11 protein-coding genes are annotated in these 14,640 nt (G+C 72.2%); 2 read left to right on the top strand and 9 right to left on the bottom strand.

Going from position 1 to position 14,640, the window contains the following annotated elements; translation table 11 throughout:
- The first annotated feature begins 39 nt into the window (after positions 1-39).
- The gene (locus ACZ4N5_RS12255) at positions 40-1,116 is read left to right on the top strand and encodes a slipin family protein (RefSeq protein WP_467757009.1); all 1,077 of its coding nucleotides are present in this window, start codon (positions 40-42) and stop codon (positions 1,114-1,116) included.
- A gap of 324 nt (positions 1,117-1,440) precedes the next feature.
- On the opposite strand, the gene ACZ4N5_RS12250 is transcribed toward ACZ4N5_RS12255, so the two are convergent.
- Positions 1,441-1,653 carry a hypothetical protein gene (locus ACZ4N5_RS12250; protein ID WP_467757008.1) on the bottom strand — a complete coding sequence of 71 codons (213 nt, stop codon included), beginning with the start codon at positions 1,651-1,653 and terminating at the stop codon, positions 1,441-1,443.
- A gap of 579 nt (positions 1,654-2,232) precedes the next feature.
- On the opposite strand from ACZ4N5_RS12250, the gene ACZ4N5_RS12245 reads away from it, so the two are divergent.
- Positions 2,233-3,039, top strand: coding sequence for a SigB/SigF/SigG family RNA polymerase sigma factor (locus ACZ4N5_RS12245; protein ID WP_467757007.1), 807 nt, complete (start codon positions 2,233-2,235; stop codon positions 3,037-3,039).
- A 66-nt stretch (positions 3,040-3,105) separates the two neighbouring features.
- Here ACZ4N5_RS12245 and ACZ4N5_RS12240 read toward each other — a convergent pair whose 3' ends face one another.
- The 8 genes from ACZ4N5_RS12240 to ACZ4N5_RS12205 all read right to left on the bottom strand — a co-directional run bounded on the left by ACZ4N5_RS12240 (position 3,106) and on the right by ACZ4N5_RS12205 (position 14,629).
- Positions 3,106-4,698 carry a GMC family oxidoreductase gene (locus ACZ4N5_RS12240; protein ID WP_467757006.1) on the bottom strand — a complete coding sequence of 531 codons (1,593 nt, stop codon included), beginning with the start codon at positions 4,696-4,698 and terminating at the stop codon, positions 3,106-3,108.
- 302 nt (positions 4,699-5,000) lie between these two features.
- A complete protein-coding gene (locus tag ACZ4N5_RS12235; protein WP_467757005.1) occupies positions 5,001-6,563 on the bottom strand; it encodes a long-chain-fatty-acid--CoA ligase in 1,563 nt (520 codons plus the stop codon).
- 52 nt (positions 6,564-6,615) lie between these two features.
- The gene (locus tag ACZ4N5_RS12230) at positions 6,616-8,328 is read right to left on the bottom strand and encodes an aldehyde dehydrogenase family protein (protein WP_467757004.1); all 1,713 of its coding nucleotides are present in this window, start codon (positions 8,326-8,328) and stop codon (positions 6,616-6,618) included.
- A gap of 171 nt (positions 8,329-8,499) precedes the next feature.
- Complete coding sequence (locus ACZ4N5_RS12225) at positions 8,500-9,939, bottom strand: MFS transporter (RefSeq protein ID WP_467757003.1); 1,440 nt, start codon at positions 9,937-9,939, stop codon at positions 8,500-8,502.
- Between the two features lie 154 nt (positions 9,940-10,093).
- Positions 10,094-11,017, bottom strand: a complete 924-nt coding sequence (locus ACZ4N5_RS12220) for a TauD/TfdA dioxygenase family protein (RefSeq protein WP_467757002.1) — start codon at positions 11,015-11,017, stop codon at positions 10,094-10,096.
- A 151-nt stretch (positions 11,018-11,168) separates the two neighbouring features.
- Positions 11,169-11,771 carry a TetR/AcrR family transcriptional regulator gene (locus tag ACZ4N5_RS12215; RefSeq protein ID WP_467757001.1) on the bottom strand — a complete coding sequence of 201 codons (603 nt, stop codon included), beginning with the start codon at positions 11,769-11,771 and terminating at the stop codon, positions 11,169-11,171.
- A gap of 354 nt (positions 11,772-12,125) precedes the next feature.
- Positions 12,126-12,875 carry an SDR family NAD(P)-dependent oxidoreductase gene (locus tag ACZ4N5_RS12210; RefSeq protein ID WP_467757000.1) on the bottom strand — a complete coding sequence of 250 codons (750 nt, stop codon included), beginning with the start codon at positions 12,873-12,875 and terminating at the stop codon, positions 12,126-12,128.
- A gap of 131 nt (positions 12,876-13,006) precedes the next feature.
- The gene (locus ACZ4N5_RS12205; protein ID WP_467756999.1) at positions 13,007-14,629 is read right to left on the bottom strand and encodes a GAF domain-containing protein; all 1,623 of its coding nucleotides are present in this window, start codon (positions 14,627-14,629) and stop codon (positions 13,007-13,009) included.
- Positions 14,630-14,640: the final 11 nt, after the last annotated feature.

Genomic DNA, 14,640 nt, shown 5'->3' with positions numbered 1-14,640 from the left:
AGGTCCGGGGCCGTCATCGACGTAAGGAATGTGAGAACCATGGGTGTTCTGATCACCGTGCTGGCGGTGTTCGCCGTGGCCGGGCTCGTCCTGCTCGCCCTCAGCGTGCGCAACGTCCAGCAGTACGAGAAGGGCGTGGTGTTCCGCTTCGGGCGGCTGCTGCCGGACATCCGTGGGCCCGGCCTGCGCATCATCAGGCCGATCGGTGACCGGATGCGGAAGGTGTCCGTACAGACCGAGGTCCTTGGTATCCCGCCGCAGGGGTCCATCACCGCCGACAACGTGACACTCACCGTCGACGCGGTCGTCTACTTCAAGGTCATCGACCCCGTCAAAGCCCTGGTGAACGTGCGCGACTACCCCGCCGCCGTCTCCCAGATCGCCCAGACATCGCTCCGCTCCGTCATCGGCAGGGCCGACCTGGACACGCTGCTCTCCGACCGCGACCACATCAACGCGGAACTCAAGAAGGTGATGGACGCCCCCACCGAGGAGCCCTGGGGGCTGCGCATCGAACGCGTGGAGATCAAGGACATCGCCCTTCCGGAGTCGATGATGCGCTCGATGTCCAAGCAGGCCGAGGCCGAGCGGGAACGCCGGGCCCGGGTCATCGCCGCCGACGGGGAGTTCCAGGCGTCCCAGCGGCTGAGCGACGCCGCCGCGACCATGGCCGACACCCCCGGAGCGCTCCAACTGCGTCTGCTGCAGACCGTGGTGGACGTCTCCGCCGAGAAGAACAGCACCCTCGTGATGCCGTTCCCCGTGGAGATGCTCCGCTTCTTCGAGCGCCAGGGCAGGGAATCCGACGGCGAGTCGGACGGACAGGTCGCGCACCGGAGCACCATGCGCCCCACGGCGCCCGCGGACGTGGTGATCCCCGAACCTGTCACCCCGGCACCTGTCATCCCGGCACCGGCGACCCCGGCACCGGCCACCGCGGCACCTGCCGTCCCGGCACCGGCCGTCCCAGCACCTGCCGTCGCGCCCACCTTCTCGCTGAGCGGGGAACGGGTCGGCTCCGGCGGCAAGCGGATCGGCAGTCGTGCGGAGGTGGCCGAGGATCGACGGGACAACTGGCCTACGCGGAGGGACGCGGAGGAATCACTGAACGGCTGACCGCTCCGCCGCACGGGTGACGCCGATCGGCCGGCTGATGCTGCGCGGCGCCTCTGATGACCCCGGTGACAGTACGTCACCGGGGTCGCAGCGGTCCGGGTGCCGAAGCGGTCGGCCCGGCGCTGGATGCGGTGTCGGCGCGAGGACACGGGTCGGCTCATGGGGTGTCGGGTCGGGCCTGTCGACCGGGACGGTGAACTCCTCCAGAGGCGGCAGGGGCAGGTCGTGCGGCAACAGGCCGCCGTTGGTCTGGGGTTGGCGCCCAGGCGGTGCGCGCGACGGACGCGTGATCCGCAGCGACCTGGCCCTGCGCGGTGCCGTCGGTCAACGTCGGGCGACCTGCCTTGTCAACGCGGTGTCGACATGGGGGAGTTCCGGGAGTTCGGGACGGGCCGCCGGGGCAGCCGCAGCCTCGGCGGGAGCGCTCACCGGTTCGGCCGGTGGCCCCGGCAGGATGCGGTCCTCCCACCAGGACAGGCCCATCACCGCGGCGAGCAGGACGAAGGGGGTCGAAGCCGGAACGATCAGCGCGTACATGTGTACCGCCTGTCGTGAAACACGTGCGACGCGGCGGGCGGCGGAAGGGCGCCCGCACGGAACGCATCGATGCCGCGCCGGGAGCGTGTGGCGACGGCGCGTGCGGGAGCGGCCCGTTGGTGACGGGGCGGGTTCCCTCACTGACGCGCGAGGTGCGCCCTCGAAGGAGCGCGAGCGGTGATCGACGCTGCCGGGGGCCTGGGCCGTACCGTGCACGCTAGCCCTCGCCGCACTCCCCGGACAGATGCCAAGTGGCCATCCGGCTGCGACCGATTCGGCTGGAAGCCGCGGACATGGGTCGCTGTCCGCGACCGCCGGCCAAGAGTAGGCTTTTCGAACAGGCCCTGGCCCCCGGCCGTGATGCGTTGATCCGCTCCGGGAGGTGCGGTTGGCCTGTGCGCCGGCAGATCGTGCGGCGATCGACCAGGCGCACGGCACGTTCGACAGCGGGCCGCTCGGGAAGCCGTCCGGCGCGCTTCGGCCCGGAGGCATACCCGCAGGACCGGTTCTCGCTGCTCCACTGTGTGCCGCGGTCCGCGCCGCGGTGAGTCACGCCACCGATCAGGGAGACACGTGCCCATGCCGGCCGAACGCGTACAGAGCCCACGAAGCGCACGCCGCTACGACGACGCGCCGGACACCGACGCGGCGTTCCGTCGTATCGCCGCACTGCCGGACGGACCGGAGAGGTCCGCGCTGCGCCAGGAGGTGGTGTGCGCATGGATGCCGATGGCCGTCAGGCTGGCCCGGCGCTTCCGCCATCGAGGCGAGACCTTCGAAGACCTGGAGCAGGTCGCCCAACTGGGCCTGGTCAAGGCGGTGTCCCGCTTCGACCCGGATCTCGGCACCGCCTTCCCGGGCTTTGCCATACCGACGATCCTCGGCGAGGTGAAGCGGCACTTCCGTGACGAACTCTGGGTCGTGCATGTGCCGCGGCGCGTCAAGGAGTTGCGTGGCCAGGTCCGCTCCGCCGGACGTGAGCTGAGTTCCTCACCGGGCGGAGCGGCACCCGCGGTCCACGAGATCGCCGCACACACCGGGCTGACCGAGGCCGAGGTGCGGCTCGGCCAAGGGGCCCTGGAGACCTTCACCGCCTGGCCGTTGGACGCCGCGCCCGGCAGGTCCCCGGACAGCCACCCGCTGACCGACGCCCTCGGCGACACGGAGCCCGGCTACGACCGGATCGTCGACCGTGAGGCACTGCGACCTCTGCTGCGGGCACTGCCCGAACGCGAACGGCAGATCCTGTACATGAGGTTCTTCTGCGAGATGACGCAAGCCCGGATCGGTCTGCAACTGGGTGTCTCCCAGATGTACGTCTCCCGGCTGATCACCCGCACCTGTGCCGACCTGCACGACCAGGTGATGGCCGACCCCGCGTTCTGAGGAGGGCGCCGTGACGACGTCCCGAGCACGGACCGCGTCCGCGGTTCGGGACGTCGTGGCGCGGCCTCAGCCCGCCGCGAGCAGATCCGCGGCCCGTTCCCCGATGACGACTGACGGGGCGTTGGTGTGCCCCCGGATGATCGTCGGCATGATCGAGGCGTCCGCCACCCGCAGCCCCTGCACCCCTCGTACCCGCAGCTGCGGGTCCACGACGGAGGCGTCGTCGCGGCCCATCCTGGCCGTCCCCACAGGGTGGTAGAGCGTGTGGGAGTGATCGGCCAGGGCGAGCGCGTGGCGCCGGTCCCGTGGCAGGTCCTCGGCCCCGGGAGGCATGAGGAAACGGCCCGAGGACAGCCCGCGGCCGGTGAGCCGGCCGATGATCTCCTCGCAGACGTCGAGCCCGGCCAGCAGGGCCGCGCGGTCGGCGCCGCCCGGGTCCGTCAGATAGCGCGGGTCGATGACCGGCTTGGCCGACGGGTCCGCGGAGGCCAGGGTGACCGAACCGGTGCTTCGGGGCCGCAGCAGGATCGCGCCCACGGTCAGACCGTGTTCCGGCGCCTTGACGAGACCCTCGCCGAGGAACGGCACCGGCGCGAAGATGATCTCGATGTCGGGGAGTTCGAGGTCGGGTCGGCTGCGGACGAATCCGTACGCCTCGCCGATGTTCGACGTGAGCATGCCCCGGCGCCGGGTGAGGTACTTCAGCAGCTCCGAAGGCCGCTCGGCGGCGAACAGGGTCCCGTCGGCGGCGTCGACGGCGAGGCCGCTGATGAGGTGGTCGGTGAGGTTCGCGCCGACCTCCGGGGCGTCCACGAGCACCTCGATGCCCCGCTCGCGCAGGTGGCCGGCGTCACCGATGCCGGACAGCATGAGCAGCTGGGGCGTGTTGACCGCGCCCGCGCTCAGGACGACCTCGCGGCGCGCCAGCACCGTGCGCGTGACACCCCCGCTGACGTACTCGACGCCGATCGCGCGGCGGCCCTCGAAGAGCACACGGGTGGCCTGCGCGTCCGTGAGGACCCGCAGGTTCGAGCGGCGGCGGGCCGGCTTGAGATAGCCGTCGGCGGTGCTGCACCGGGCGCCGCGCCGCTGGCTCACCATGGTCTGCGAGAACCCGTCGGGCGTCGCGGTGTTGGCGGGTTCCACGGTCCGGCCGAGTTCCCTGACGGCGTCGAGGAAGGCGGCCGTGTGCGGGTTCGGGTCGCGCTGCGGTTCGACGCTCATGGGGCCGGCGCGGCCGTGGTCCGGGTCGGTGGCCCCGAGGACCCGCTCCGTGCGGCGGAAGTACGGCAGCAGGCCCTTCCACGACCAGTCGGCGCCGCAGAGGTCGCCCCACTCGTCGTAGTCGGCCGCGAACCCGCGCACCCACATCATGGCGTTCATCGAGGAGGAGCCGCCCAGCATCCGGCCCCGGGGCCAGTAGACGGAGCGCCCGGAGAGTTCGGGCTGCGGGGCGGTCGAGTAGTCCCAGTCGAGCTCGGTCCTGAACAACTGGGAGAAGGCGGCGGGAATGTGCACGGCCGCCTTCCGGTCCCGGCCGCCCGCTTCCAGGAGGACGACCGAGGCCGTGCCGCTCCCGGTCAGCCGCCCGGCGAGCGCCGCCCCGGCCGAGCCCGCTCCGACGACGACGTAGTCGGCGCTCAGCGGTGCCGCGCTCATCGGGACACCCCCGTCGCGCGCGGGTCCGAACGGTCGGGCCGGCCCGCCGTCGGCAGGAGCGTGCCCGCCATGGGCAGGGGCGTGCCGCCGGGGGCGGCGACCTGCCTCGCCCTCCGGTGCGGCGCGAACGGTGGAACGACATGTGGTGCGGCGTACGGCATGACTGCCTCCTCGTCGAGGTCCGTTCCAGAGCTTCCGGCCGGGCGGGCGCCGCGCGGTAGTCCCTGGAGGTGATGAGTTCGCGGAATCGGCCGGCGGGCGGGCCGACGGGATACCGGGAGCCGGGGTGTGGCGGGCCGATGTCAGGGGGTCGCGGGTACGTCCCGCAGTTCACGCTTGAGGATCTTGCCCGTGGCGTTGGTGGGCAGCTGGTCGCGGAACTCCACCAGGCGCGGGTACTTGTAACCTGCCATCCGCTCCTTGCACCACGCGATCAGCTCCTGTTCGGCGAGTTCGGCGCCCGGGACGAGGACCACGCAGGCCTTGACCTCCTCGCCGTGGGTGGCGTGCGGTACGCCGAGGACGGCCGCCGTGCTCACGGCGGGGTGCGTGAGCAGGACCTCCTCGATCTCGCGCGGGTAGACGTTGAAGCCGCCGCGGATGATCAGGTCCTTGGTGCGGTCGACGACGTAGAGCCATCCGTCGGCGTCCCGGCGGGCCAGGTCGCCGGTGCGGAACCAGCCGTCCCGCAGCACCTCGGAGGTCGCCTCGGGCCGGTTGTAGTAGCCCTTCATGATGTTGTGCCCGCGCACGACGATCTCGCCGATGGCGTCCGGACCCTTGACCGGCGTCCCGTCCTCGGCGATCAGATCCACCTCCACGCCCCAGACCGGGCGCCCGACGGAGCCCGCGCGCGCCGGCTCGCCGCGCGGTGTGAACGTCACCGCGGGGCTGGTCTCCGACAGGCCGTACCCCTCCAGGACGGTGACCCCGAAGCGCTCCTCGAACCTGCGGTGGATCTCGACCGGCAGCGCCGAACCCCCGGAGCCGGCGATCCGCAGATTCCCGGCGATCTCCGCCCGGTCCGTCTCGGGCACGTCCTCGGCGAGCAGCGCCCCGTACATGGTGGGGACGCCCGCGAAGAAGGTGACGCCATGACGCCGCATCAGGGCGAGGGCCGAACCCGCGTCGAAGCGCGGCATCAGCACCAGCGTCGCGCGGGCGGCGAGCCCTGCGTTCATCTGCACGGTCTGGCCGAAGGAGTGGAACAGCGGCAGGGCGATCAGATGGACGTCGTGCTCGACCTCCCCGAACATCTTGTGGCAGGTCAGCGCGTTCAACGCCACGTTGGCGTGGGTGAGTTCGGCACCCTTGGGCCGGCCGGTGGTGCCGGAGGTGTAGAGGATGACCGCGGTGTCGTCCGCCTCGGTGGCGACCGTCTCGAAGTCGGCGCTGCGGCCGGCCAGCGCCGAAGTCAGCGTCCGCGTACCCGGGATCGGGGAGGTCTCGGTGGGAGCCGCGGTCATCAGGAAGAAGTGGTCGCAGCTCTCGGTCTCGTTGAACCCGTTCCATCCCTCCTGGCCCATCGGGAGCTCGGCGGTGCCCTCGAAGCAGAGGTACGCCTTGGCCTCCGAGTCGGCCAGGTGGTAGGCGATCTCACGGCCCTTCAGGAGCACGTTGAGCGGGACGACCACCGCACCGGCCTTCAGGATGCCGTAGTAGACGACCGGGAACCACGGAAGGTTCGGGCAGGACAGCGCCACCTTGTCGCCGGGCTCGATGCCGCGTGAGCGCAGCAGTCCGGCCACCTGGCGGGCGGCGGTGTCCAGCTCCGCGTACGTCATCCGCAGGTCGCCCACGACGACCGCCGTACGGTCGGGCACGGCGCGGGCACTGTTCTCCAGCATGACGGCGAGGTTGAGCATGAGGTGGGCTCCGTAAGGGTGTTGACGCGGGTTCGGGACCGGCCGACGGAGGTCAGCCGCGCAGCGCGGAGGCGAAGAGGGCGGGCAGGCGCAGTGGACCGGGCGCGGCGGTGAACCGGGTGAGGCGCTCCACGGTGGTCAGTGCCGTGCGGTTGGTGACGAAGTACGGGGGGCGCGGGGACAGCGACGGGTCGCCGGTGACCAGTCCACGCGGCGCGGGCGTGAACGGGGCGCGCAGCACGGTCTTCTCGATGTCCTCGTCCCGGAGCATGAACGCGTTGTGCACGAAGCCGATACCGCTGCCGATGTCCTGCCGGGTGTGGCCCGGGAAGGCACCCCAGGGGGTGAAGCCGAGCAGAAAGCCCACCGCGGACCAGCAGTTGACGCCCAGGGTGCCGTAGCGCAGGTCGGCGACGGCGGTCTCCACCGCCGCACGGTCCGACCGCTCGGTCCTCGGGTGCACGATGAGGGTGGCGCCGAGGGTGCCGGGGAGCCTGTCGTTGGCGAAGTCGACGGCGTGGCGGAGGAACGCGGCCGTGGTCGCGCCGGGCAGCCGTACGACGCCCAGCGCGCTGGCGAAGACCTCGTCGGTGACCAGGACGTCGTCGGAGCCGGTGACGTCGGGGACGAGGAGGCGGCAGCCGTCGCCGTACCGCTCCGCCCGCGGGTGGGCGGCGAGAACGGCGTCGAGGCGTTCGCGCGCCCCCGGGTAGTAGTCGGCGCGGGACGGCAACGCGCGCAGCACCCGGCGGATCTCATTCAGCAGCCTCTCGGTGCCGTCCCATTCACGCGGTACGACGAGAACCTGGCCGGCGATGCAGTTGTGCCCGGAGTTGTTCATCTTGCTGGTGACGATGTGTTCGGCCTGGAAGCGGAAGTCGGCGTCGCTCCACGGGCCGGGAGCGACGAAGCACGGGCTGACGCCGCCGAGTTCGCTGCTGAAGGGCTTGGAGACCAGGGGCCGGTCGTCGTGCCGGCGCCGTCCGGCGTTCTCGTCCGTCCCCCAGACGATGGCGTCGTGCGTACGGTCGCTGCCGGTGACGTGGATCGCGTCGACGCCCTCGTGGTGGGCGAGGTAGCCGCCCTCGGCCGCGCCGCCGTCGACGAAGCGGACCCAGCCGCGGGTGACGAACTCCGCGAAGACGTGCTCGAAGTGGGGTCGCAGATAGGCGTTGACGGGGTTCATCTTGGCGACGACGACCTGGCCCTCGACGTAGAGCTTGTGCAGGATGTCGAGCGCGGTGATGGCGGCGACGTTGCCGGCGCCGAGCACCAGGGCCACGGCCGAGGGCTCCGGCCGGCCCCGGTACCCGTCCGCCGCGCGGTCGCGCGTCTCGTCGGCGGTGACGCCCGGACGCATCCACACCTGGGCGGTGAAGCGGTTGAGCAGCAGCCGGTCCCAGCCGGTCGCGGGAAACACGTCGACGCGGGTGCGGCCGGCTGTCTCCCGCACGGACTTCGCCGCGAGAGGTTCGCGGCCCGAGGCGAGGCGCCGCAGTACACGCAGATACGCCGCGGCGTTCTGCGCGAGCGCCCAGGGACCGCCGATCCAGTCCTCGGCGGCCCACGGGGAGTCGGGAGCGTAGCCCTTGGCGCGGGCGCCCGCCTCGGCCAACTCGGCCGCTCCGGAGGCCACCCGCTGCAGCAGCCGTTCGAGCAGCGCGATGCGTTCGCTGAGCGGGGCGGCCGACCAGGACGCGGCACCGCCGCGCAACTCGGCGACGGCCCGGTCCAGGCAGGAGGTATCGAGGGCGCTGGGGTTCACGTCGTTCCTCGCGATAGGGGAGGGAGGAGAGAGGGGAGCTGATGGCAGGCGATGGGGAAGGTGTCGCGTCGTCGGGCGGGCGGTAGGGCCGGAGGACGGGACGGGGTCTGCGGGTACGGCGCGGTCCCGTGGTTCCGCGCCGTACCCGACGCCGACGTACCCAGGTGCGGGTCAGACGGCTTGCAGCGGGGTGTCGTGGTCCGGGGCGATGGGGTCGGCGCGGCGCGCGGACAGCAGGCGGGCGTCGCGGGCCGGGTCGATCAGCGTGACGGCGGCCGTTCCGCCCAGCACGAGCAGTACTCCGGTGATCAGGAGAGCCTGCCGGTAGCCCGCGGTCCCTTGGGTGTCCACGAGGTGCCCGATCAGGGTCGGGGCGATCAGACCGGCGGTGGTCACCACGGCGTTCATGATGCCCAGCGCGCCGCCGCGGCGGTCGGCCGGAGCCAGTTCGGCGACGGTGGTGGCGGCGACGCTGCCCATCGCCCCGGCGCAGCCGAATCCGGCGACCAGGAGGGCGACGGTCGCGGCGCCTGCCGGTGCCACCGGCAGGGCGAGGCACCCCGCGGCGGCGACGAGCATCAGGACGCCGCCGACCCCGCCGCGCGCCCGTCGGCTCGTGGTCCCGCGGCGCAGCAGCCATCCGGTCAGGCCGGCCTGCCCGAGCACCAGGACGCCGCTCAGCCCCCAGACCAGCATGAGCAGCCGGGCGGACGCGGCCGATGAGTACCCCAGACCGTCGTGGAGGAAGGACGGGAGCCACACCAGGCAGAAGGCGATCACCCAGTAGGTGCCGAAGTACGCGGCCGTGGCACCGATCCAGGTACGGGTCGCGATGATCCGGCGGTACGGAGTTCCGCGCGGGGCGCCACCCGTCCCGGCTGCGGGCTCCGCCGCCGCGGCTCCCTCGGCCGTATCTTCGGCGTCGGGGCCCGCACCGGTGCCGCCCTCGGCCGGGGCCCGCGCGGGGGTCCCGCTGTCGGGCGCCGCCGCGTAGGCCCCCTCTCCGCCGAAGGGGATCCACAGCAGCGCCCACACCGCGCCCGCGATCGCGACCACCGCGACCGCGGTGCGCCAGCCATGCTGGTGGATGACCCAGGTCAGCACGGGGGCGGCGACCAGGACGCCCAGGGTGATGCCCAGCACGATCAGCGCCCCGGGCAGGTTGCGCCGGCGGTCGGGGAACCAGGAGAGGGTGGTCTGCTGGGCCACGGGGAACGCCGGCCCTTCCGCGGCGCCCAGGAGAACGCGTGACGTGATGAGCACGGCGAGCCCTCCGCCCAGGACCAGCGGAATCTGGGACAGGGACCACAGGACGGCCATCGTGAGCAGCAGCCACTTGGGCCGTACGCGGTCGGCGAGCAGCCCCACCGCGGCACCGCAGACCGAGAACAGCAGGAAGAACGCGCTGTTGGCGAGTCCGAAGGCGGACGCAGACAGGCCGAGGTCCTTGCGGACGGGGTCGGCCGCCAGGCCGAGTACGGACTTGTCGGCGAAGTTGACCATCATGAAGACGACGAGCAGCGCGGTGACGGTCCACGCACGGCGGCGTTGGTCGGGCGGCGTCTTCACAGGGCAGGCGGGCACAGCGGGTACGACATCGGTGTCGGTCACAGGGGCTCCGCGGGGGACAGGTGGGGAAGAAAGGGGAGAAGAGGGGACGGAGAGAGGAGCCCGCGCGGCCGAGCGCACGCCCGCCCCGCGAGGGGATGCGGACGGGCGGGGAGACGTCCCTCGGCCGGGCCGGCGGGTTTCTGGCTGACGGGTCTCAGGACAGGGGCTCGCCGGCGATCGCGATGCGCTCCATGACGCGGCGCTGCGGGTAGTAGTCGTTGATCGCGTAGTGCTGCGTGGCGATGTTGTCCCAGATCGCGACGGAACCGGGCTGCCAGCGGAAGCGGACCTGGTACTCGGGGATACGGGCCTGGAGGACCAGTTCGCCGAGCAGTTCACGGCTCTCGGTCTCCGACAGACCGGTGATCCGGGTCGTGAAGGGCTCGTTGACGTAGAGCAGCTTGCGGCCGGTGCGCGGGTGCCGCACGACCACGGGGTGCTCGACGGGCGGCAGGGACTTCCGGTGCGCCGCGATCTGGCTCTCCGTCATCATCAGGCCCCAGCTGGGCACCCAGTCGTGCACCGCGGTGAGCCCCTCGATACGGGCCTTCATCCGCTCGGAGAGGTTGTCGTACGCGGCGCCCATGTCCGCCCAGAGGGTGTCGCCTCCCGCCGGGGGGACCTCGACGGCCCGCAGGACCGAGCCGAGGGCCGGTGCTGCCATGAAGGAGTGGTCGCTGTGCCAGATGTTCTCGGTGCCGATGGCCATGGCGTCCTTGGCCAGGCGCGAGACACCGGCGGTGTCGCCGGCGGGGAAGAACGGGTTGGCCTCCGGCACGCCCCACAGGGCGGAGAGCGCGAGCTGGGAGTCCGGGTCGAAGGCGTGCTGGTCACGGAAGAAGATCACCTTCCACTCCAGCAGGGCCTGCTTCAGCTCCGCGGCGAGGTTCTCGCCGATCGGGAGCGAGAGGTCGACGCCGGCGATCTCCGCGCCGATGTGCGGGGTGAGCGGACGGATGTCCAGCAGGCGGTACTCGGCCGGGGCGGCACCGGGCGCGGTGCGCTCCAGCACTCGCTTCCCGTAGTGCATCAGCGGCTTGTCGAGGGCGGGTGCGGGAGGGGTGACGACGCTGTCCATGGGCTCTCCAGAACGACAACCGGGATTTCGTTACTGGAAGTATCGTTATTGAGGTGCGAGGTGACAAGGGTCTGGTGCGATCGTTGTGAACGGGGCGGCCCGCCGGGGTTGTGGCCGGCTCGGACGGAGCGGTCCGGCGGGGCCGCGGCGGTCAGGAAGCGGAGCCGACCGCGCGGGACACGAGTTCCACCAGGTTCTCCACGAGCCGGGTGTCGGGCAGTTCCTGCTCGCCGATCAGCCGGAAGAGCAGCGGCGCGGCGACCAGGGTGGCCGCGGCCCGGACATCGGTGTCGGGGCGTACGTCGCCCCGCTCGATGCCGCGTTCGAGGATGCGCCGGGTCTCGCCGGTGATCCGCTCGGTGTACTGCGCGTACTGCGCCCTGCCCGCGCCCGCCTCGGCCGCCGCTCCGATCAGCCCCGCGATCAGCCGGTCCGAGCCCGGCAGCCGGTACGCCTCCAGTCGGGCCGTGAGGACGACGCGCAGCTCCGCGCGGAAGTCGCCCAGGTCGGGCACGGAGAGCTCGCCGATGCGGCTCTCGGCGGCGGCGATGACCAGGTCCTGCTTGGTGGGCCAGCGCCGGTAGATGGCGGGCTTGCTCACTTCGGCCCGTGCGGCGACGGCGTCCATCGTGAGGGCCCCCGCGCCTTGTTCGACGACCAGGTCGACGACAGCGTTCAGGACCGCTCCGGTGACCCGCTCCTCGCGCGGCCGCCCCGGTCCCCGTTCCGTCCCCCGCGTCCGTGTACCCGTCATGCCCCTGAGCCTACGGGGGCCGGCCTCCTGCCCGGGGAGGAGGGCTCGCGCCGGAACATCCTGCTCGGAGGGTAGGAGGGGTGCCTCCGTGGGCACGATGCGTCTATGCGCGTCGACGAGGACGCTGGTCTCATCAGTCATGAGGAGGGGTCATGAACCGTCAGATCCGGATTCGCGTCAACCGTCGGCCCGCCGCTCCGCGCGAGATGCCGATCGACCGCAGGACGCCGTCGGGCCGTCTGCTGCCGTACTGACCCACTCGTACCGCGTCACTCCCGCGGGGCCCCGGCCGTCGGCGCCGGGCCGCGCGCCCGCGGGCCCGCGGGACCGACCCGGCCGCGTGGCCGTGCGGGGCTAACGCCCCAGTGCCGCACCGCCGTTGATGTGCAGGAGCTGGCCCGTCACGTATGCCGCCTCCGGTGAAGCGACGTACCGGATGGCGGCCGCGATCTGCGCGGGGTGGCCGGGCTGTCCGGTGAGGGACTGGGCCACGCGGGCGGCGACGAATTCCGGGGTGGCGCGGTCCCCGAAGAACTCGGTGTCGCCGACGAAACCGGGAGCGACCGCGTTCACGGTGATGCCTTCGGAGCCGACGCGCCGGGCGAGATCGTAGGTGTAGGTGTTGATCCAGCCCTTGGAGCCGCCGTAGGAGCCGGGTCCGCGCAGCGAGGCGATCGAGGAGAGCTGCACGATACGGCCCCCGGGGCGGCGCAGGTGGGGGAGCAGCGCCTCGGTGAGCAGCACGGCGGTCAGGACGTTGGCGTCGAAGTTGCGCCGGTAGCTGTCGGCGACGGAGGCCAGGCTGCCGTCGTGCGACACGGCGGCGTTACCGCCCGCGTTGGCGACCAGGACGTCCACCGGGGTGTCGTCCGCGACGATGAGATCCCGTGCCGCGCCGACCTGTTCGGGGTCGGCCAGATCAACCGCGTGCCAGGACGCGGTCGCCTGCCCGTATCGCTCGTTCAGTCCGTCGGCGGCCTTGCGCAGGACGTCCTCGCGGCGGCCGAGGAGCACCACCCGGTCCCCGTCCGCGGCGAACACCTCCGCAGTCGCCAGGCCGATCCCCGTACCGCCGCCGGACACCACCACACGCCGTCCGCCCATGTCCGCCCCACCCGATCTCGATATTCCTGGATATGAATCTCGGTCATGTACAGATACGGATGAGGAGGCTACGGAGGGGCCTGAGGCAGCGTCAAGGGTGTTGCTGGTTGACCGGGTTGACCGCCAGGACGCTACAGCGGTGACTGCCAGGTGACGCTCGTACCGGCGCCGCCCGAGTCGTCGTCGCCCTCGCCGGGGCGTCCGGCGTCCGCGTCCCCGGAGGTACCGTCCGGGTCACCGTCGTCGTGGACGGTCAGCCGGACGCCGGGGCGGCCGTCCGGCAGCGTCACCGTCACATCGACGGCGACCTCGATCCGCGACACCCCGGAGCGTCGCGAGGCGGCGGCCAGCGCGCGCCGCAGCACGGCGAGAAGCTGACCGGCCACCGGATCCGTGAGCCTGTTCTCCACCGGACCCGCGAACCGGGTCGACGGCTGGATGCCGAGGACCGCCGCCGCACCGGCCGTCTCGCGCAGCACCTTGCCGCGGAACGTGGTGGGGGCGTCGGCGGGCGGCTGTTGCAGTGCGAAGATCGCGGTGCGCACCTCCTGGACCGTGGCCTCCAGTTCGTCGATCGCCGCCCCGAGGGCCGCGGACACCTCTTCGGCCCCGCTGTCTCCGGCCCCACCGTCACCGGCGCCGCGCCCGGCGTTCCTGCGCTGTGTGGACTCCAGCATCATGCCGGTCGCGAACAGGCGCTGTACGACGAGATCGTGCAGGTCCCGGGCGATGCGGTCCCGGTCCTCGTACACCGCGAGGAGTTCACGGCTGTGCCGGGCGTCGGCGAGGACCAGGGCGAGAGCGGCCTGCGAGGCGAACTGGGTGGCCAGCAGGCGTTCGACCTCCGTGTACGGGCGGTCGCCCCGTCCGCGCGGCAGGGCCAGCGTGCCGATGAGGCGGCCCTCGGTCTGCAGGGGCAGCATCATGCTCGGTCCGAACCGGGACCGTACAGGGGTCGTCATCCGCGGGTCGGTCGCCGAGTCGTCGATGAACACCGGCTCCCCGCCGAGGAGTTGTTCGAGAACCGGGCTACCGGGCGCGATGGTGGTGCCCACGATGCCGGCGGGGTCCTCGTGGGTGGAGGCGACCACGATCTCCATGCCGCCCTCGTCCGTGGGCTTGAGGATGATGCCCGCCGAGGCGCCCGCGAGAATCCGGGCTCGTTCGGCGACCGTCAGCAGCGCGTCGGCGTCGGTCCCACCGCTGAGCAGGGCGGTGGTGACGGCCGCGGCGCCCTCGATCCAGCGCTCCCGCTGCCGGGCCGTCTCGTACAGCCGGGCGTTGGCGATCGCGATGCCGGCCTGCGTGGCGAGCAGGCGCACCAGCTGTTCGTCCTCACGGGTGACGGGCCCGGAGGACTTGTCGGCGAGGTAGAGGTTGCCGAACACCTCGTCGTCGACCCGGATGGGGACGTCCAGGCAGATGTCGTCCTCAGGGGAGTCGAGGGACTCAGGAAACTCAAGGGGACCGAGGGATCTGCGGGATTCGGGGGGCTCGGGCGGCTCGCGCGAGTCGGAGGAACCGGAGGAACCGGAGGAGTGAGGGCCGGTCTCCGTCCTGTGCGGTTCCGTCGTGCGGATGTGTACCAGCCCGTCCCGTCCCGGGTCCCTCATCCCCAGCGCCGCGTACCGGGCCCCCGTCAGTTCGGCCGCGGCGTCCACGATCCGCTGGAGGGTGGCGCGCAGTTCGAGCTCGGTGCCGACGCTGAGGACCGCTTCGAGCAGGGGCGGGAGTCCGGGCACGGGATCGGTCATGCGAGGCCCTC

The sequence above is a fragment of the Streptomyces sp. NPDC026500 genome, assembly GCF_055567635.1.
The sequence above is the reverse complement of the archived record's forward strand: the minus strand, read 5'-3'. Positions and strand labels throughout refer to the sequence as shown.

Bases quoted from the DNA above. Each gene is read 5' to 3' on its own strand.
- ACZ4N5_RS12255 (WP_467757009.1), top strand. From the start codon at position 40: ATGGGTGTTCTGATCACCGTGCTGGCGGTGTTCGCCGTGGCCGGGCTC.
- ACZ4N5_RS12250 (WP_467757008.1), bottom strand. From the start codon at position 1,653: ATGTACGCGCTGATCGTTCCGGCTTCGACCCCCTTCGTCCTGCTCGCC.
- ACZ4N5_RS12245 (WP_467757007.1), top strand. From the start codon at position 2,233: ATGCCGGCCGAACGCGTACAGAGCCCACGAAGCGCACGCCGCTACGAC.
- ACZ4N5_RS12240 (WP_467757006.1), bottom strand. From the start codon at position 4,698: ATGAGCGCGGCACCGCTGAGCGCCGACTACGTCGTCGTCGGAGCGGGC.
- ACZ4N5_RS12235 (WP_467757005.1), bottom strand. From the start codon at position 6,563: ATGCTCAACCTCGCCGTCATGCTGGAGAACAGTGCCCGCGCCGTGCCC.
- ACZ4N5_RS12220 (WP_467757002.1), bottom strand. From the start codon at position 11,017: ATGGACAGCGTCGTCACCCCTCCCGCACCCGCCCTCGACAAGCCGCTG.
- ACZ4N5_RS12215 (WP_467757001.1), bottom strand. From the start codon at position 11,771: ATGACGGGTACACGGACGCGGGGGACGGAACGGGGACCGGGGCGGCCG.
- ACZ4N5_RS12210 (WP_467757000.1), bottom strand. From the start codon at position 12,875: ATGGGCGGACGGCGTGTGGTGGTGTCCGGCGGCGGTACGGGGATCGGC.
- ACZ4N5_RS12205 (WP_467756999.1), bottom strand. From the start codon at position 14,629: ATGACCGATCCCGTGCCCGGACTCCCGCCCCTGCTCGAAGCGGTCCTC.